The following is a 16,990-nucleotide window of genomic DNA, read 5'->3' as shown; positions in this document are numbered from 1 at the left end:
AACACAACATTCACCCTGATCCAAGGGGTTTTTCACGAATATTGACCGCAATTGCGCCGGTATCTCCCCCTTGCGCGGGCCGGCTCCTCGGCTCAGTATCGCAGAAGGGCCGAGATCGGACCTTCAAAAATCCCCGGGGCAGGGCGCACCGAGTGAACCCGCCCCTTGTGGCGGATCACCTCGCTCGCTGCTTCATTCATCCCCCGAACAAGCGCCTCGTCGGCGCTTCCATTGGGCCAAGCCCCAGGATCCACCAGGAGTTCCTCAACCTTGCCGGCCCGCGCGTACATCAGGGCTGGCTCCAAAGAATCGGCGGTTCTGTGCTTGGCACGCATGGCTCCGCACAGCTCGAGCAACCGGGCCTGGTCGGAATCGAACCGAACCTGCATCACCCGCCAGGCCTCCGCGCGGATCTCATCCACGGAGCGCCGATCGAAATTCCCGTGCACCTCTTCCGAGCAGACACCCGGAGCAGACAGCGCCTGGCGGAGAATGGGAAGCTCGTAGGCAACCCCGAACAGAATGACCGGCAGCGGCGAATGTTTGATGAAGGGAGTGACCGCGGCGTCGAGAACGTCGAAGTAGCGCTTCAGGTCCGTTTTGCGCCGCTCCATGTCCGTTCCTGGCCCCGTAGAGTGAACAAAGCTGTGGCTGCCCGAGGTTCTGCCGCCCAAGGAGCCCGCGCCGTGCCGCTGAAGCTCCTTTTCGTGGGTGTCGGCCCAAAGCGCCGACTCCATGTTTCGAGGCATGTTCGGGACGTCCACTGGGGTCAGTGCGTACCGGTCTCCCCGGTAGAGCCGAGGGTGGTTGTCGCTGACGGCCAAGGCGTAATATCCGGCGTTCTCGGCAGCAAGGCCGCAAAGAGGGCCCACATAGAACCGGTCCCAGACATGGACCGACTCGGGGAGCGCCGTGGGAAGCTCGAAGGAAGCCGCTAACCCCTCAGCGCTGAAGAGAGCTACTGTTTTGGGCCTGAGCTTCCCGTTCTTCTCGGGCCCGAGAGGGTCTCGGAAGGGCCTTAGCAGGTCCTCGATCGAATTCCAGCGCTGTCCCTGGGCTTTGAGTGCCGCCTCCGCGCGCGCCAGCATGTTCTTCAGTCGAAGAGGGATTTGCTGGCGCTGCGGCCCGGTGTCGTCACACGGGAGGTAGAGGGAAACGCAAGGAACGTTACGAATGGCGATCAGCTCGGCGAGATCCGCTTGGGAAAGCCGATCATGATGACGCATCGCAAGCCTCCATGGGAGCGTGGCTCCTACTACATAGTACGCGCGCGTGAGCCATGAGAATCCTTACAACGCCGGATCGAATGCATTTGTGGGGAAATGATGGGTGGGCCCGTGGGGCAGACTCTCAGTGTGCCGAACCGCGGGGATCGTGAAGTGATGAGATGAGGGGGACAAAGGGTTGAAGGGACAAAGGGGATAATGCGCCGCGTCGAATCAGGGTTTGGCGCGTCCTTTGGCTATGCGCGCTCCATTCCTGCTTCCTTTGGCCGCCCTTTCGACCCTCGGCGCAGCCCAAGTCTTGCCCGCAGAATTCGGGATCGGCTACGCAAGCTCCGCTCGATTCGCCAGAGATAGCGGCGGCTACGGACGCCTGACGGGCCCGGAACTCACGATTCAGCAGAAGCTCCTGAATGTTCCCCTGCTCGGTGAGGCTTCGATCGGCGTCAGCGCCTTTTTGGGCGGGGTGCTCCAAAACGGCGGCGACACCGACGGCAACGTGTTCCGAGTCTTCGCCCGAGGCAAGTCTCCTGGCGCAGGGCCTAACGGCATGTATTTCATCGGCGGGCCGTACATGGCCTTTGGCTCGGGCCGAGGCGGGTCGTTTGGCGAGGTCAACGGTGTCGGGCTGGACATCGGCGTGGGAATCCCTCTTGCGCTGAACCTGGGCCTGCCCTCGATGCCGAGCACTTCGGTCGAGATCATTAACCATCAGGGCTCGCGTGCCGAACTGCGAGGCTGGTCGGTCGGCATCATGATCCGAATGTAGTGTCGGGGTCCAGATCGCCCCTAGCCTCCTCGATGAAGCCCTTCATCGTCTTCGTGACCGGCGCGCCGGCTGCCGGCAAGTCGACGGTCTGCAAGGCCATTCTCGAACGCCTCGATCGAGGGGTCCATATCCCGGTTGACGACCTGAGGACTTGGGTTGCCGCCGGCCTTGCCGATTCGGTTCCATGGACCGAGGAAACGGAGCGCCAATTCCAGATCGCCGAAGCCGCCGCCAGCGACGTCGCGAAGCGCTATTGGTCGGCTGGGTTCACCGTGGCCGTCGACCATTGCCGCAACTTGCCGCGCCTCGACGCGGTGATCGCCGAGCATCTTGACGAGCTTCCCGTGTTGAAAGTGTGCCTCACGTGCGACCTCGAGTCCAACCTTCGGCGAAACCGGGAACGGACCCATAAGGACTTCCACCATAGCCTGCTCACCGAAACGATCGAGTACCTGAACCCGCGCATGGCCGAGGACCCGCCCGCGGGCTGGATGGTCGTCGACAACCGGGACGTCCTTCCGGAAGAGGTTGCAGCGCGGGTGTTGGCGCTGGCGGGAGAGTTCGGAACTAGTTGACGCTGGTGACCGGAATGCTGAACCTCTTCAGCCCCTTCCCTTCTTTGAACTGAACACGAACAACCTTGCCGTTCTGCGCCGCCCACCAACCGGGACCGAGCTTTCTGCTCAGCGTGTAACCCTCAGGAACGTATACGTAAAGGCTCCATTCCTTTCCAGGTTCGAGCCGCATCGCGCCGCTCAACTTCCCATCTCTCCAGCCAACCTGCTCCAGTTCGACATAGCCCTGAGCGAGGTGGCGATCCGTCCCCAGGACCTGAGGAAAGCCCGTCCTTTTTCTGAACCCAACAACCGTACATTGCCCCTGTTCCAGTGCGGGGAACTTAAGCACTCCGCGCGCTTCACCCAGAAACTTCGAGTTCCAGAAATCGAATGCCAAGTAAGTCTCAACGGGGCTCAAGCCGAGCTTCGCAAGGCTCACCTTGGAAGTCGGCAGCGCCTTCCAGGCGAAACGCCCCACCACATCCCAACTCTCGCCGCCTTTCAAGACCTGGAGGCTCCAGAGTTCTTTACCTTCCTTTTGCGGACTCAGCACCTTGGGCCGTGAAACCATGGGTGGCCCAACACGCCGCAAGATGTCCAGGCGCTCGGCGTCATAGGTCTCGATCGGGTCGCTCACCATGAGCTGCACCCCCGCGAGCGAGAGCAGCGACGCCCAAAACCGGCAATGATCGAGCGACGCCCGGAAGCACATGTAATCCGGGTCGTTTCTCCAGACCACGTTGTTCAAATATTGGAACTGGGAGACGTACCTTCCCACCAGTTCAATGGACCGCCAGTTCGGTCCAACGTCCTCGCCGATGCGGCACCCGTCGGGAATCCCAGCGAGTTCGGGAATCGTTCCCCAGCAGGCCAAGAAATAGGTGTTGGCGCCGACCGCCTTTTTGAAATCCCCAATGAGCTGCCGAAACACCTCGTTCGCGTCCCGCCCCCTCGAGCCAAAATGGTCGGGGCAAATCCGGTAGTTGTCGTAAAGGATGTGGCGCAGGGTGTCGAGCTTGAAGTAGTCCCAACCTAGCTTCTTGAGGTCCTTGATGGAATCCAGATAAGCGGACTTCACGCCAAGGCCGTGGGGGAACTTCTCGGGGATCGCTTTGGACCAAAGGTCCGCGATCCGCTCGTCGGTGCGCGGGCCTTGATCTCCCATCTGGGGGACCCGTTGAAAGCCGTCGTCCATCTGGATGACCGAATAGCCATAGTCCCTCAGGTTGGCGCCGAAAAACCGCGCGGCGTGGACCATCTGGTCTTCAGTGATCCCTTGCCCGTAGGCCGCCCAGGAGCACCATCCCGCGACCGGCTTAGGCCATAGACGGCTCTTCGGAGAGTATTGAAAATAGCCCAAGTGGTCGCGATAGTAGTGGTGCAGAACGGTGGCTCGGACCTTGGCGCCGGTGGCGGAGATCCTCCATCCGCTCGCGACTCGTTCGATCTGGATCGAGTCTGCCTGGCCGATTCTCAGGAGACGATCGGAAGCGCGGTCATAGACCGCGCGATCCAGGGGGTTGGGCGCATCGCTGAGCGAGGCCCGCATGACGGCGGACTCGCCCGTATCGCACGCGAACGCGTCGTCAGAGGTCTGGAAGTCGAATGAGATCGTCTTTGCGCCGTCCGATTCGATTAGGCAGAACTCCCCCAGAGCCCGCCGGTCCTTGGGCACGTATTCGGCCATCTTGGGGCCGTGGGGATAGCCGAGGAACACCGGCTCGCCGGGGCGGTCGATAGCTTCTCGGACGACCTTCACGGATCGAGCGTCCGAGGTCTTGGCCTTCACCACGGCCAGCCCGTCGGCCATCACCATCCAGATGAGATCCGGCTGCTCCATCATTGCCACCGAAGTCAAGGCCGCAGAGATCGCAAAGCACCACATAAGCCTGTTCTCATCTTGACGGAAGTCGCGGCAAGCGCGCAGGCAGCCAAGCACATGGAATAGGTTCTTTGTATCTGCGAGTGGGAATTCATGGACGGCTTCTGGGGAGCATTGGTGGATTTGGTGGCAACCGTGGGCGTCCTTGCGCTGCTTCGGTGGGCCAAGAATTTGAGGGATTGAGCTAACGCCGCTTCGAGTGTCCATAGAGCGACGTTTCAGGCCTTGAGGTATCCCAGGCAACGGGTTCCAGGGCTTCGAACACCCCAAGCACCACAAAAGGCCCTCGGCGTTCTCTGCCCTTCCCTGCGTGCTCTGGCAGAAGGTCTCAGGCATGAATCCTCTCTGCGTTCTCAGTGTGAAAGCACGAAGCTCCCCAAAGAACCCAGAGTGCAGATGCCCGATCGGCCACGCCACCAAGACCCGCAACAGCCACGAGCATTCCGGCTTTCGCGTGGTGTAGTCTCGCACCCACCCCGTGAAACGCAGGCTCAAGAAAGCACTCTATGTCGGATTGTCGCGATTCGCGACGCGTGTCAAGGCCGGCCCCCTGGAAGGCTGTCGCTGGACATTGTTCAGCGGCATTCGGTTCGTGCGGGGCGATTTTGAGCCCAGGAAGACGGCCGCGGTTGTCGGCAACCTCCATCCCGGCGACGTGTTTTGGGACATCGGAGGCAACGTGGGCTATTTCACGGTGATCGCCTCCAAAGCCGTCGGGGACAAGGGCAAAGTGGTAACGCTCGAGCCAAGCCCGGTTAACCTGGCCTTCCTTCGAAGAAACCTCAAGCTCAATCGCTGCAGGAATGTGGACCTTCTTCCGATGGCGGCAGGCCCAAAGCAAGACCGCCTGCGCTTGGACACCAGCACCGGCCGCGGGACCCATCACATCACGGAGGAGGGCGACACGGTGGTGGCCGTGGACTCCGTGGACGGCCTGATCGCCAAGGGCAAGCCCGCGCCCAGCTTCATCAAGATTGACGTCGAGGGATTTGAAGAGAGCGTATTGGACGGCATGACGGACACGCTATCGAAGCGCAAGCCCCTGCTGTTGCTCGCCGTCCATAGCCCCGAAATAGAGGCCCGGACGCGAGAGAAGCTCGCCACCTTCGGATACTCGCTCTCGGAGAGGCTCTCTGAATCCAAAGGGGATGAAGAGCTGCTCTACGCCCCACACACAAGCGCCTGAGGACGGCCAGGGCCCAAAGTCCCTGGCCCGAAACCAAGTCACGCCACGCCCCATAGAACCGCTTTAGGAGGCGTATGATGTTCAACGTCGTTTTTGGAGCCGCAGGGCTCCTCCTCTGCACTCAATCGCAACTCCCGGCGACCCGATTCGAGCAAGACACGGGTGGCTGGATGTCCATCGCGGGCGCCGGCAAGGTCAGCGTCACCCACGACGTCGTGTTCGGCAAGAGCGTCGGCTCCATGCTCTACGAATACTCTGTGGCCAAAGGCGCCATGGACGCCCTGATCTTGCCGCTCGCCGAGGGCAGCCTGGAAAAGATGAAGTCCGTGAGCTTCTCCTTGAGGTCTGACTACAACACAACGATCGGCGTGGTGCTCGAAGAGAAGGAAGGAGGCCGCTATATCGCGCTGGTTGCCGCCAAGAAAGACACTTGGCAGATGGCAACGCTGACACCCCAGGACTTCATCCTTACCGAGGGTCCAAACGATCCGAAAGATTCCAACGGCAAACTCGACCTGCAGAAGGTCGCCGGTATCGGCATTTCCGACTTCAAGCAGTTCATCGCCCAAGCCGACGAGGGGCTCATCGCGCTCTTCGGGGTCCAGACGGGGCCACACAAACTCTATGTCGGACCCTTTGTGGCGGCGGAAACAGCCATCGAAATGCCCAAGCCTCCGGCAGGCGCCAAGCTTCTGGATGCGTTTGGCAGGGGCTATGTCTCTTGGCTGTGCGTGGGCAACGGCTCGGTCCAGGTGAGCGCATCGAATCCGGTTCGCTCCAACGCGCTGCAGATGGACTACTCGGTCTCGCCGAAGACCCTCGCCGGCATCTTTCGAGCAATCCCGGCGGGGCTGCTAGCTTCCTCCAAGGGGCTGTCGTTCCAGTGCGCCACCACCATTCCCACGAAGATCGTGTTCCAGCTTGAGGAACGGGGAGGCGGCAAGTACAACACCGTCATCGAGCTTGCAGGCGGATCGGCGGCCAAAGAGGTCGCTCTGGACTACTCCACGTTCCAGGAAGCCCAGGACTCGCGCGACGACAACGGCAAGCTCGACCTCGCCGACGTTAAGCAGGTGATCCTGCTCGACATCAGCGGCCTTCTCGAAGCGAAGGAGCAGACCAACACCCTTTGGGTGGGCCCCATTACCGTGCGGTAAGGCGCATACTAAAGGCGATGGCGAGTCTCCTTCTGGCTGTACTTGCATTGGCCTCGATGCCCGTCGGCTCCAGAACGGAAGTCACGTTCAAGGGCGCCGACGGGCTTGTCCTGCAAGGCACGCTACTTCGGCCTGAAAACAAGAAGGGCTCGACCCCTGCTGTGCTTCTCCTCCCTGGATCGGGCCCGACCGATCGCGACGGCAATCAGTTGCCGACGGTGGCGACGAACCTGCTCAAGGAGTTCGCCGAAACCCTTGCGTCGAACGGCTTTGCCACTATTCGGTTTGACAAGCGAGCCACCAAAGCCTATGCGGCATTCTTCCCGAAGGACGTCAAGGCACAGAACGACTTCTTTGCCTGGGACAAGTTCGTTGGTGATGCGAAAGGCGCGCTGAGGTTCCTTTCGGCTCAGAAGGGCGTCGATCCCAAAAGGCTGTTCATCATCGGCCACAGCGAGGGCAGCATGATCGCGGGGCAGATCGGCCACGATTTGAACGGCAAATCCGGCTGCCCCGCAGGGCTTGTCCTGATGGGCGCTCCGGGCAGGCCGCTGGGGCCCGTCATTCGCGAGCAGGTTCTGGCGAGTTTGAACCGGGCCAAGATGTCAGCCGAGGCTCAAAAACCCTATGTGAGCTTCCTGGATGAGGCGATCACACTCGTCAGCCAGGGAAAGAACCCGCCGCCGAACCCGCCGCTCGGCATGGCCGCGCTCTTTCCTCCCAGCGCGATCAAGCTCATGCAGTCGTACTTCACCAACGATCCCGCCATGATCGCGTCGGCTTTCAGCGGACCCGTATTGATCGTGCAGGGGCAGAAAGACATCCAGGTGCTTGCGAAAAAGGACACGCCGAGATTGCTGGCGGCGCTCAAGGCTCGAAAGAAGGGCCATGTCGAGGCGTTCGTTGTGCCGAGCGCAAGCCACAACCTGAAGCAAGTCAACAACGAAAACGTGGAGCCTGGGTTCACCGGGCCCGTCGCGCCGTTGGCCATCGAGAAGGTCGTGAGCTGGCTGAAGGCGCGCTCCAAGTAGCCTCCTTACCGCCTTGCGCCCCGCGGTTCAGGCGAACGGCAATGGGCATGGGCTCGCAAAGTGCGAGTTGTCGAAGTAGCGCACCCCCAACGCCTGCGCGTACCTCTGGCCCTTCTGCAGCAGCGGACCAGCGCTCGCGTTGATCGGCGCACCGGCGGGCAGCGTGTGCGCCTCCCGCTCCACGATGAGCAGCGGGTGCTGGTTCCCTTTCCAGTGCAGCACCAGACGGTACCGGACCGTTCTGCCCATGCTGAGCGGCAGAGAGTAGTCCTCAGTTACCAACACCAGGGCGTCCAGCTCTTCCAGTCTGCCCTGCACCAGGCGCTTTCTCAGGCCCTGGCCCTCCAGCCGGGTGTAGGTTCGAGTTGTTAGGTTGCAGGTCATCCGTTCGTTCGAGAGCGCCCCCCACAGGCCCGCGAAACCGAGCATTCCGCCCAAGAACATCCCGTACATCGGGTTTGGCGCGTACAGCACCGAAAGGAAACTGAGCGCGACGAGCAAGATGCCGCCAAAGAAGAGGGCGAACACGAGAACGTCGTACCAAAGCGGCGGCGCGAAGACCAGACGCTTCCCTTCTTTGCCGAAGCGTCCCTCCAGCGGCGTTTCGAGGCCCGCCTTGAACCTTGGCGCCAAGGCCGCTCGCGAACCCTCTTGCGCTCCAGACTCGATCATTGCCTGATGCTACCGGCTTTGATGAGTCCCGGCTCAAGAGGGTCCCGGAGGACTTCCCTCCAAGCACTCAACCTGATCACCCGTGGTACCGTAGACCTCTATATGGCGACGTTGACGTGGCTGCGGCTCTCGCGCAAAGTGCCGGGGATGCAGAAGGGGCAGGAGCTTCCCAATCTTGAAGCTCTAATCGAGGCAGAGGGACAGAAACCGGGCGACGACCTCCAGCTCGCCAGTTGGCTGACGCCCCTAATCTTGGCTGGGATAGGAGTCTGCGTATTCGTCCCGCTCGGGCTGTTCGTGCTTCCTGCGTTCTATTACGGAACCCTTGGACTTGCGAGCGTGGGCCTCGTTGTCGGACTCGTGCTTCGCAAAATCGTGAAGTCGATTTCGCCCTCCCAAGTGCTGCTTCGGCGGAGATCGCGCAAGCTCCTTGAGCGGATGTCCGGGCTCAAGTCCATTTTGGGCGTCGAACCGGCGCTCTCCAAACCGGTCGGTTCGGTATTGGAGGAGGCGGCGCGCATCTATATGAAGGCCTCAGCGGGGCGTGAAAAGGTGGTCCAATCGGGCCTTTGGGCAGAGGCGCAGGGCCGTGCCGTGCACGCCATGGAGGACGCGATGGCCCAAATGCTCGAACTCAGCGAGCCCGAAACGCCTCAAGGTCAGGAGCTGCTCCTATCAAAGGCGTGGGTTCGAAAGCTCCTTCAAGAGATGGTTGAGCTGGATCGGGCGCTGGAGCAGCATGCCGAGAACGCGCGGCTCGCCGCGCTGACGGGCTCGGAGCACGACGCCCTGTCCGGCCTGAGAAACGCCCGTGAGGAGCTTGAGCGTATCGAAACCGCGACTGAAGAGCTGGAACTGAATGACCGATGATACGGTGGGGCGCCCGTACTTGCAGGATGGGAATGCCGTGGTGCTTCGAACAACGGCAATCCCCCGTAGAAATCCCTGGAGCCACGGGCTAGAATGGACAACTTGAGCACAAAGCGCATCGCCATTCCGGAGTGGTTTCCTTACGTGTTGCCCATGGGGCTTTTCTTGGGCATCACGTTTCTCGAAGGCTCGTTTGAGAAGGACTACGTCACGGTCTATTTCATCAAGATGGCCCTTGTGGTCCTGGCATTGATCTACGCCAAGGCCACCTGGAAGGACATCCGCTGGGATCCCAAAGTGCTGCCCGTGGCCATCGTTACCGGCCTGGTGATGTTCGGTATGTGGGTTGGCATCGAGAACACGGTCAACTACTCCCATATGGGCGAGCGCACCGGTTACAACCCCTGGGAGAAGATCGAGGATGACGGGCTCCGGTCGGCGTTCTTTGCGGTTCGCTTCTTCGGCCTGGTTCTGCTGGTCCCCTTTATGGAGGAGCTCTTCTGGCGGTCGTTCGGCCTTCGCTATGCCAGCGTTCCCGATTGGCAGAACCAGCCTGTCGGATTTTTCAACCAGACCGGCGCCGTGATGACCTGCGGCATCTTTGCCCTCGCACACCCCGAATGGCTCGTGGCGCTCATCTTCTCGATCGCCATGACGGTGCTGATCCATAGGACCAAGAGCGTATTCGCCTGTTTCGTCGCGCATCTTGTGACGAACTTGGCGCTGGGAATCTATGTGGTCACCCAGCACGCCTGGCACTTTTGGTAGGCCGGAGGAGCCGCTCACAACCTCGCTCGGCTGAAGGGCATTCGTCCCCTTGTTCCATGGTGCCTTTGTTCCTTCGGTCCTCTGTCGCTCCGTCCCCATTGTGGTATAGTTTCGTCTACCATAAGGAGGATTCCCAGATGTCAAACCCTTTTACCGCGTTCATGGCCCGCGCGACATCCAAAGCCGCAGATGATCTCATCGCCGCGTTCGAGCGCATTCCAGAAGAAAAGCGAACTTGGAGCCCGATGGGCGATGCTCGCACGGCGCTTGATCAAGTGGCTGAGTGCGCCATGCTCAACGGTTCGACGGCCGACCTGATGCGATCGAGGACTTGGCCCGAGGATTTCGACATGAGCGAGTATTTCGAGGCCAAAGCCAACGTGGTTGCCATAGGTTGGCCCGGAATCTGCGAAATGCTGAAGGAGAACACGGCCAAAGCCATCGCCGCCGTAAACGAGCTTCATGCCGAGGACCTCGGCCAAGCCGTCAACATGCCCTGGGGGCCGATGACCGTGGAGCAGATCGCTTCCTATCCCTACTGGAACATGTGCTACCACGAGGGGCAGATCAACTACATCGCCTCGATGCTGGGCTGCCTCGAGTAAGGCGCCTTTGCGGGCCCGAACCCGTTTATGGTTCGGGCCCGCGAATTGTGAGGACCTAGAATCCCTTGTTCTGCTTTAGGTCCCAACCGGCACGGTGGACTTCCGTCTGGCCGTCCGGCTTCTGATAGAAGTACTTCATCTCGATCTTCGCGAAGTTCATCGAGATGGACTCTGTGGGGATGCTATGCGCATCGCCGCCCTCTTGGAAACCGGTGATCATGACGTCTTCCATCGTGATGCGCAGGTACTCCACGGGCCTTTCGCCGGCCTTCCTGCACGACAACACGGCATTCTTGATGTGCTTTCCCGAACAGCAGTGCAGGAACAGCTTCGGCGAGGCCTTGCTGACTGTGGACATGATGCTCAGGTCGGAGAAGCTCGCTTTGCCTGCGCCGCCACCGCCTCCTCCGCCGCTAGATCCTGCGTTGCTCACACCCCAGCTAAAGGACATGACGTCGATCGCCCCTGGCATCACGGGATCCATGACTTCGCCGTCAATTCCGTCGTATTTCATATAAATCGGCATCGTTGCACTTAACTCCTATTCGTCCAGTTGCGCGCCGAGCATGAAGGTCTCGACACCGGACATCATCCCTTGGGCGCTTCCGCCCATCACAAAGATCGAGTAGCCGTCGGTTTCGGCCATGTGGTCGTATCGCGGGAGCGCCATCTCGCCGCCGCCTGTCCAGGTTCCGGCCGCAGGATCGAAGACCTCGACCGACGCCGTGGGGCGCGTGTGGACGCCGCCAAGAACAGCAACTCTGCCATCCGCAAGAGTCACTGCCGCATGGCGCGCCCTAGGGACCTTCATTGGCTCCACAGAGCTCCATGTGCCGCTTCCTGGATCGTAGATCACTGCAGAGGCCAAGGGCGTCGGCGAAGCTTCAGCGGTCCAAGGGCGATCATAGCCCCCGATCACCATGATCCTCCCGTCACCCAACACGGCGGAGGCCGCCATGTAGCGAACGATGGGAGTCGAAGTTGGCATGGACCTCGTCGACCGTTGACGAGGCACAACGGACGAAGATGCGACCGCACTCGGTATTCGGCTTGCTATCACCGCTACCGCTGCCCCAGCGAGCATCTGTCTGCGAGAAAGGGAGCCGCCTGGAGCTTTGCCCAGTGGCCCGTCCTTGTTCTTTTGCATAGAGTGTTCCTCCGCTATTGGTATATCACGCCTTTTCCGATTTCCCAAGCCATTTCGCTAGGGGGCGTTGGGGGTAAGACGCCCGGGTGTGGACATTTGATCCCGACGAGGCCCGATGGCTCCGGGTCGTCGCCGATTGCGATGGCCACGCCCGCATCTTGACCCCCAAAGGCTGGGCCGAGGCCGAGAGAGAGCTGAGACGCGCCTATATGCGGTCCCCCAATGAACCCCTGCAGGCAAACTCGGACCCCTCAGGCATGTGAACGGGAGGATAGGGCGGCGCTAGAGGAGTTTAGGAGGTTCGCTTAAGAGGTCACGGGGTTCACAACGATGCAGTAAGATCAATACATGCCAGCAGCCGATGATCCAAGGCGAGGATTGATCGCGAATATTCAATCTCTGATAGAGTCGTCAAGGAAGTTTGATAGAGATCACGTAGCTAGAAAAGACCTCGGAATCCACTTGGATTTCGAGCCTATAATGCCAGTCTTTGAACGTGTACATACCCTGGTTCTTCGGGTCGATAAGCTATCGCTTGAGAATACACCCGATCGGGATCTCAGGGAGATTGAACAAGGGATAAGTGACTTGGCGAATTGTCATCAGGAAATAGCTGCGTTTGATATCAATCAGCAAAACCCCGCGCAAGATCGACAGAACCGAATCAACACCCTGACTACTCGACTTCAGACGATCGAATCGAGCCTCGCCCGGCTCATTGCAACAACTCTTGCGCTAGAGTCACCATTCGCTGAAGATACGTCCAATCCAGAGTCAGAGGCACGAACGCAAATGGAGATTGCGACGGCCGTCGAGAAGGTGAGAGCCGAGATTGATGCGGATTATCGGGCCTCTCTCGAAGAGATTCAGAGGATCGCAACCGGGCATGTGAATGCGGCATCTGAAGCGGCTGGAAAGGCGGACGCTGCATCGAAAGCTGCTGCTGACGCGGCAAAGAAGGCAGGCGTCATTAGCGAGGCCAAGCATTTCAAGGATCTGGCTGATTCGAACGCTCGTCGAAGCTATGTTCTCTTAGGTTGTGCCATCGTCGCGGCTATTGTGTTTACGTCTCTGCTTAGCAATAGCCACTTCGAGAACCCAAAAGAGGACGCGACGTTTCTCTCTTATCTGCCGAGCTTGCTGCCAAGTCTTGCTTGGCCGGTCTTCGCTCTATTCCTGATGATCATAAGTATTCGGCTCTTTTCTTCAGAGAGACATAACTACGTCGTAAATCGGCATCGGCAGGCGGCGCTCTCCACGTTCAACACACTGCTGGAAGGCGCAACTCAAGAGACTGCCAAGAACGCCCTCCTCGTGCAGGCTGGGACCGCTATCTTCACGCCACAACCTTCCGGCTACAGCAAGGCCCCCATCGAAGTTCACCAATTAGCCACAGGTTTGCTCGGCAATGCAAGCAAGGTTGACGGCGCTTCGTAGGGACTGGAGTTTCCGTTGCACTTGCCCCTTCCGGGCGATGTATGGTCCTTATCGTCGTCTCCAGAGACGCTTTCGTCGCATAGAGAGCTTCTTCAGCCCCTCGGTGAGTTTCTTTAGACCGCTGGAGAGCTTCTTTGTGCAGTTGGAGAGGTGCTCTGAGGGATGGGAGCGTGCCTTCAAGGTCTGGCTTGGGTAACCTCGGCTCGATGGGGAGAAAACTCATGCCAGCTTCAAGAGTCAGCAGTAATCCGGCGGCGTATGCCTCCGAAGCCACCTGGAAGGTGAACAACCAGACCCGGAACTCGGGGCGCAATGAGGGCGAGCCGCTGATGAATAAGGTGAGCGAGGCTGTGGACCTGCTCTATGGCGTCGGCGCGGCGCCGGCGGCGGCTTTCGGACTGGCCCCAAAGGGCGCGGACAGCGCCGCGATCCACAAGCTGATCGAGATCGTACTGCGCGACGGGTCCGTGCCCGGCTCGCTGTTTTTCGATTGGGAGAGCGTCGAGGGGGCTTCGCATGAGGTGCAGTGGTCCGCGACCTCCAATTCTGCGACGGTGCTGGGCTCGATGACGACCGCCGGGGTGTCGGAATTCATCATCGGGGGCCTAACGCCCAGGACGCAGTATGGGGCAAGAGTTCGCCCTTACCGCGGCAGCCAAACGGCGGAATGGTCCGACCCTGCGACGCGCGTAGCTCCGGTGTAGCCCTTAAATGGTATGCGTATTGCGACGGTAATCACGATCTTTGGCTTCATCGGGTGCATAGCCCTTGTCCTCGCCGGGTTTGTCCTTCTAGGAACTCTGATCTTTGTTGGTTGTGGCATCTTGTCGGTTGTGATTGACGAGCGGCGAAGCTTCGACCTGAAGCCGATGTGGATGTCCAGCCGATCAATTGCTCGATGGATTCCCATGTTTGTGCTTTGGCCCCTGTGCGCGCTGATAAGGCTCAAGATTGAATGGGAGATTTTCAATGATGCGAAGAGGTTCACCGTAGGAATCGGGCCTAGCGAAGAAGCGTACTCGACACTAGAACTGGCCGTCTCACGAGCCACAGAAATCGCCAAGGGCAAGACAGACGCAATAGAGATCTGGGACAGAGCGACGAAGAGGGAGTATTTAGTTGATGCTGAGGGCGAGGTCACGGACATTTCGGTAGCAACCTGGGATAAAGAAAAACGTGATCTCTTGCCAGATGAAGTTCGCCGAGGGCTGGGTTTGTAGGTTCTCGGCCGTGGAGTCGAATCTTGAGTCGGTCGTACGTTATCGCGAGTCTATTGCAATCATGGATAAAGTTCGCATCAAGCTAAAACGCCTTGTTGCCTCGCCCAATGTAGAGACTCGCGCCGTCAATCCCCGAGTTTTCGACCCACCCCTACCCTGTGCTTTCAGCTGGTTGGTCCTTCCGGGACATGTAACGACAGCCCGGGAAGTGGAGGGAGGATACGAGTTCACTAGAGACGGGCGAGTATTCCACGCGAAGTATCAAGACGCTGAGCTCCTTTCTCCGAACCCTTCAGTTTGAGAAATGGCTGGGCGGTATCCCCCTGCTACCCCAGGCTCTCCAGAGCGCTTCTGAACTGCTCCTCGTAGATATCCCGGCACGAGCCCGGCGTGGGGGACAAATGGATGCGCTCTAGTCTGAGCCGTAAGCCGCCGCGTAGGCCGCATTTGGGTCGAACAACTCTTCGATCGGACCCAGTTCGGCCTCAAACCTCCCCGAAGGCTCGAACCGATCCAGGTCCTCCCCGTCGGCAAAGCCCCGAAGCAGTTCCGCCATGTAGAGGAAGTTCCTGATCGGCACGTCTGGCGGAACGCCGTGGTCCACCATCGGCACGTAGTTGGAATACCGCCTGGCGAGCCGGTACCGGCGCACCACCTCTTCCCTCACGCGCCTCTTGTCGTGCATCAGTTCCCGCTTGTCGATGCCGCCGAAAAGGGTGAGCTTGGGGGTCTTGGACAGATAGGCGCCTGGGTCGTTATAAGCGGCGATCTCCAGCGGCGCCGTGCCGTCGAACCCCGTCGGAAAGAACACGTCGATCACCTGCCCGCAATGGCCGTCGGTGTCCATCATCACGCTCCGAACGCCCAGCTCCCGGAACCGCGCCATCAACCGTTCGTAGTTGGGCAGCATGTAGGCGCGCATCATGTCGGGCGAGAGCATGGCAGCGGTCTTGTACGCCATATCCTCGTTCATCATGATGTGGTCCACCCGGATCGCCTTCAGCGGCTCATCGACCATCCTCAGAATGAAATCGGTCCAGAAGTCCATCATGTCGCGCACCAGTGCCGGCTCTTCGGCGCACATCATGCACAGCCCTTCGAAGCCGCACCAGTCTCTCAACGTCCACCAGAGCCCTGGAATCGTCAAGCTGACAGGTACTTCGCCCTGGTTGCAGGTTGCCACGCGATCCTTCCACGCGACTGTGGAGTGGAACACGCGATAGCCGTCGGGATTGGCGGTATCGCGCTCGTTCTCGCCCGGCATCGGGGTCGTGCGTTCGGGCGAAGCTGGATTGTAGCGCTCCGCATAGGCCTCAAAGCTGGCCCGATCTTTGACCGGAAACTCCAGATATCTTCGCGTCGCGAAACCGGCGGTCGGCTGGTGGATGGCATCGACCCGCTTGACCCCGTAATGGTCGATCCAGGTTCGCTCGTTCCCATGCTCCTCCAGGATCACCTCTTCGAACCTGGGCCACGGCTCAAAGCTCAGCTTGCCGATGCCCGTGAAGCCCTCTTCGCCGAGCCAGCGGGACCACGCATTCTGCTGATCCTCGGAGAGCCCTTGTCGTCGCCACGCCGCGAAGGTGGAGGTGCGCGGGCCCCCAAACCAGTACGGCATTCGATCCGGCGACTTGCCCTGGATCAGGGTGAGAAACCGCTCGCGCTGGGTCATTCTCTGATTCTATCAATTGGGCCGCTGAGATTGCGCTTCAGGAGCCGATTCGCTTGTTCTCCGCGCGATACGTTGCGGTTAATCCCGGCGCCAAAGGGACGTCTGTGAACACCATACTCATCTCCATCGGCAGGCCGTCCTTCAGGTTCACCCAAACCTCCATAGTCCCTGTGGCCGGCTTCAGGCCGGACCTCTCCTTGCCGGTCAGCCGGATCCGAGCGCAGCCGGCTCCGCCTCTCGTTTCAAAAGCCACGCACTCCACTTTGCCATCGTAGCCGATGTTCCCGTTTACCGTCGAAGGCTCTTGGGACCAAGTCCAAATGTCGCCGACTTTCACGGGCTTGTCGCTAACGATGATCTGCATCAGGCGGCTGAACCGTGCCTGCTCAGGGCTGGCATAGGGAGGATCGACGGAGACAATCTCGCCGTTTGGCTTGAGGATCGAGGTCGTCGCAGACTCAGGGAGCTTCCGAACTTGTCCGCCCTGGCTGATCTCGCCGCCGACCTGCTTGTTCTTGAAGGTCAGCTCCCCATTGCGCGCGATGGCCCCGATCGCCATCTCAAACGATGCCGTATAGATGGACTCCTTGTCTGCGACCGCGTAGGTTCCCTTGAATTGGTACTTGAACACGTCGCCGACCCTCAGGTGGGGCAACAGGGAGTGGCGCTGCGCCACCGATGTGGCCGAGCCCATCGAGACGAGCGCAAGCACGGCGAAGACCAAGGAATTGGGTTTCATGTCGACACTTTGCCGCCAGAAGAGGGCCCCACGCAACAGGTCCTAGGATGTGCCG

Annotated in this window: 18 protein-coding genes; 11 read left to right on the top strand and 7 right to left on the bottom strand. The window is 60.1% G+C overall.

The annotated features are described in order from the left end of the window. Positions 1 to 92: 92 nt before the first annotated feature. Positions 93 to 1,226, bottom strand: a complete 1,134-nt coding sequence (locus HZC36_12795) for a hypothetical protein (protein MBI5707855.1) — start codon at positions 1,224 to 1,226, stop codon at positions 93 to 95. 238 nt (positions 1,227 to 1,464) lie between these two features. Between HZC36_12795 and HZC36_12790 the strand changes: the two genes are divergently transcribed. Both HZC36_12790 and HZC36_12785 read left to right on the top strand, forming a co-directional pair. Further along, positions 1,465 to 1,992: a hypothetical protein gene (locus HZC36_12790; GenBank protein ID MBI5707854.1), complete on the top strand. Its 528-nt coding sequence runs from the start codon at positions 1,465 to 1,467 to the stop codon at positions 1,990 to 1,992. A gap of 32 nt (positions 1,993 to 2,024) precedes the next feature. Beyond that, the gene (locus HZC36_12785) at positions 2,025 to 2,567 is read left to right on the top strand and encodes an AAA family ATPase (GenBank protein ID MBI5707853.1); all 543 of its coding nucleotides are present in this window, start codon (positions 2,025 to 2,027) and stop codon (positions 2,565 to 2,567) included. Here the strand turns inward: HZC36_12785 and HZC36_12780 are convergent. After that, positions 2,560 to 4,434, bottom strand: coding sequence for a hypothetical protein (locus HZC36_12780; GenBank protein ID MBI5707852.1), 1,875 nt, complete (start codon positions 4,432 to 4,434; stop codon positions 2,560 to 2,562). The two genes, HZC36_12785 and HZC36_12780, sit on opposite strands and share 8 nt — an antisense overlap. Before the next feature lie 475 nt (positions 4,435 to 4,909). On the opposite strand from HZC36_12780, the gene HZC36_12775 reads away from it, so the two are divergent. The 3 genes from HZC36_12775 to HZC36_12765 all read left to right on the top strand — a co-directional run bounded on the left by HZC36_12775 (position 4,910) and on the right by HZC36_12765 (position 7,805). After that, positions 4,910 to 5,617: an FkbM family methyltransferase gene (locus HZC36_12775; GenBank protein MBI5707851.1), complete on the top strand. Its 708-nt coding sequence runs from the start codon at positions 4,910 to 4,912 to the stop codon at positions 5,615 to 5,617. Between the two features lie 74 nt (positions 5,618 to 5,691). Beyond that, complete coding sequence (locus HZC36_12770; GenBank protein ID MBI5707850.1) at positions 5,692 to 6,774, top strand: hypothetical protein; 1,083 nt, start codon at positions 5,692 to 5,694, stop codon at positions 6,772 to 6,774. A gap of 17 nt (positions 6,775 to 6,791) precedes the next feature. Then, the gene (locus tag HZC36_12765; protein ID MBI5707849.1) at positions 6,792 to 7,805 is read left to right on the top strand and encodes an alpha/beta hydrolase; all 1,014 of its coding nucleotides are present in this window, start codon (positions 6,792 to 6,794) and stop codon (positions 7,803 to 7,805) included. 27 nt (positions 7,806 to 7,832) lie between these two features. Here the strand turns inward: HZC36_12765 and HZC36_12760 are convergent, their stop codons facing one another. Continuing rightward, on the bottom strand, positions 7,833 to 8,477 hold the full coding sequence (locus tag HZC36_12760; GenBank protein MBI5707848.1) for a hypothetical protein: 645 nt from the start codon (positions 8,475 to 8,477) through the stop codon (positions 7,833 to 7,835). Between the two features lie 102 nt (positions 8,478 to 8,579). On the opposite strand from HZC36_12760, the gene HZC36_12755 reads away from it, so the two are divergent. The 3 genes from HZC36_12755 to HZC36_12745 all read left to right on the top strand — a co-directional run bounded on the left by HZC36_12755 (position 8,580) and on the right by HZC36_12745 (position 10,720). Beyond that, positions 8,580 to 9,347, top strand: a complete 768-nt coding sequence (locus tag HZC36_12755) for a hypothetical protein (GenBank protein ID MBI5707847.1) — start codon at positions 8,580 to 8,582, stop codon at positions 9,345 to 9,347. A gap of 102 nt (positions 9,348 to 9,449) precedes the next feature. Continuing rightward, positions 9,450 to 10,115 (top strand): CAAX prenyl protease-related protein, encoded by a 666-nt coding sequence (locus tag HZC36_12750; protein MBI5707846.1) that lies wholly within the window; start codon positions 9,450 to 9,452, stop codon positions 10,113 to 10,115. A 137-nt stretch (positions 10,116 to 10,252) separates the two neighbouring features. Beyond that, positions 10,253 to 10,720: a hypothetical protein gene (locus HZC36_12745; GenBank protein MBI5707845.1), complete on the top strand. Its 468-nt coding sequence runs from the start codon at positions 10,253 to 10,255 to the stop codon at positions 10,718 to 10,720. A 55-nt stretch (positions 10,721 to 10,775) separates the two neighbouring features. Here HZC36_12745 and HZC36_12740 read toward each other — a convergent pair whose 3' ends face one another. Continuing rightward, positions 10,776 to 11,246 (bottom strand): type VI secretion system tube protein Hcp, encoded by a 471-nt coding sequence (locus tag HZC36_12740; protein MBI5707844.1) that lies wholly within the window; start codon positions 11,244 to 11,246, stop codon positions 10,776 to 10,778. A 15-nt stretch (positions 11,247 to 11,261) separates the two neighbouring features. Then, the gene (locus HZC36_12735; protein MBI5707843.1) at positions 11,262 to 11,708 is read right to left on the bottom strand and encodes a hypothetical protein; all 447 of its coding nucleotides are present in this window, start codon (positions 11,706 to 11,708) and stop codon (positions 11,262 to 11,264) included. A 507-nt stretch (positions 11,709 to 12,215) separates the two neighbouring features. Between HZC36_12735 and HZC36_12730 the strand changes: the two genes are divergently transcribed. The 3 genes from HZC36_12730 (at position 12,216) to HZC36_12720 (ending at position 14,524) form a co-directional block, all read left to right on the top strand. After that, entirely contained in the window at positions 12,216 to 13,304 is a 1,089-nt protein-coding gene (locus HZC36_12730; protein MBI5707842.1) for a hypothetical protein, read from the top strand. 221 nt (positions 13,305 to 13,525) lie between these two features. Continuing rightward, positions 13,526 to 14,008, top strand: coding sequence for a hypothetical protein (locus HZC36_12725; protein MBI5707841.1), 483 nt, complete (start codon positions 13,526 to 13,528; stop codon positions 14,006 to 14,008). 12 nt (positions 14,009 to 14,020) lie between these two features. Continuing rightward, a complete protein-coding gene (locus HZC36_12720) occupies positions 14,021 to 14,524 on the top strand; it encodes a hypothetical protein (protein MBI5707840.1) in 504 nt (167 codons plus the stop codon). A 412-nt stretch (positions 14,525 to 14,936) separates the two neighbouring features. Here the strand turns inward: HZC36_12720 and HZC36_12715 are convergent, their stop codons facing one another. Both HZC36_12715 and HZC36_12710 read right to left on the bottom strand, forming a co-directional pair. Next, positions 14,937 to 16,196, bottom strand: a complete 1,260-nt coding sequence (locus HZC36_12715; protein MBI5707839.1) for a hypothetical protein — start codon at positions 16,194 to 16,196, stop codon at positions 14,937 to 14,939. A 37-nt stretch (positions 16,197 to 16,233) separates the two neighbouring features. After that, positions 16,234 to 16,935 (bottom strand): hypothetical protein, encoded by a 702-nt coding sequence (locus HZC36_12710; GenBank protein MBI5707838.1) that lies wholly within the window; start codon positions 16,933 to 16,935, stop codon positions 16,234 to 16,236. Positions 16,936 to 16,990: the final 55 nt, after the last annotated feature.

The sequence above is a fragment of the Armatimonadota bacterium genome (assembly GCA_016223145.1).
Taxonomy (GTDB): Bacteria; Armatimonadota; Fimbriimonadia; order Fimbriimonadales; family Fimbriimonadaceae; genus Nitrosymbiomonas.
Note: the sequence above shows the minus strand (reverse complement) of the source record. Positions and strands in the feature narration are given on the sequence as shown.

Excerpts from the sequence above, each read along its gene's own strand:
- HZC36_12725 (MBI5707841.1), top strand. The coding sequence starts at position 13,526 with ATGCCAGCTTCAAGAGTCAGCAGTAATCCGGCGGCGTATGCCTCCGAA.
- HZC36_12785 (MBI5707853.1), top strand. The coding sequence starts at position 2,025 with ATGAAGCCCTTCATCGTCTTCGTGACCGGCGCGCCGGCTGCCGGCAAG.
- HZC36_12730 (MBI5707842.1), top strand. The coding sequence starts at position 12,216 with ATGCCAGCAGCCGATGATCCAAGGCGAGGATTGATCGCGAATATTCAA.
- HZC36_12715 (MBI5707839.1), bottom strand. The coding sequence starts at position 16,196 with ATGACCCAGCGCGAGCGGTTTCTCACCCTGATCCAGGGCAAGTCGCCG.
- HZC36_12790 (MBI5707854.1), top strand. The coding sequence starts at position 1,465 with ATGCGCGCTCCATTCCTGCTTCCTTTGGCCGCCCTTTCGACCCTCGGC.
- HZC36_12735 (MBI5707843.1), bottom strand. The coding sequence starts at position 11,708 with ATGCCAACTTCGACTCCCATCGTTCGCTACATGGCGGCCTCCGCCGTG.
- HZC36_12770 (MBI5707850.1), top strand. The coding sequence starts at position 5,692 with ATGATGTTCAACGTCGTTTTTGGAGCCGCAGGGCTCCTCCTCTGCACT.
- HZC36_12760 (MBI5707848.1), bottom strand. The coding sequence starts at position 8,477 with ATGATCGAGTCTGGAGCGCAAGAGGGTTCGCGAGCGGCCTTGGCGCCA.
- HZC36_12795 (MBI5707855.1), bottom strand. The coding sequence starts at position 1,226 with ATGCGTCATCATGATCGGCTTTCCCAAGCGGATCTCGCCGAGCTGATC.
- HZC36_12710 (MBI5707838.1), bottom strand. The coding sequence starts at position 16,935 with ATGAAACCCAATTCCTTGGTCTTCGCCGTGCTTGCGCTCGTCTCGATG.
- HZC36_12740 (MBI5707844.1), bottom strand. The coding sequence starts at position 11,246 with ATGCCGATTTATATGAAATACGACGGAATTGACGGCGAAGTCATGGAT.
- HZC36_12755 (MBI5707847.1), top strand. The coding sequence starts at position 8,580 with ATGGCGACGTTGACGTGGCTGCGGCTCTCGCGCAAAGTGCCGGGGATG.
- HZC36_12745 (MBI5707845.1), top strand. The coding sequence starts at position 10,253 with ATGTCAAACCCTTTTACCGCGTTCATGGCCCGCGCGACATCCAAAGCC.
- HZC36_12780 (MBI5707852.1), bottom strand. The coding sequence starts at position 4,434 with ATGTGGTGCTTTGCGATCTCTGCGGCCTTGACTTCGGTGGCAATGATG.
- HZC36_12720 (MBI5707840.1), top strand. The coding sequence starts at position 14,021 with ATGCGTATTGCGACGGTAATCACGATCTTTGGCTTCATCGGGTGCATA.
- HZC36_12765 (MBI5707849.1), top strand. The coding sequence starts at position 6,792 with ATGGCGAGTCTCCTTCTGGCTGTACTTGCATTGGCCTCGATGCCCGTC.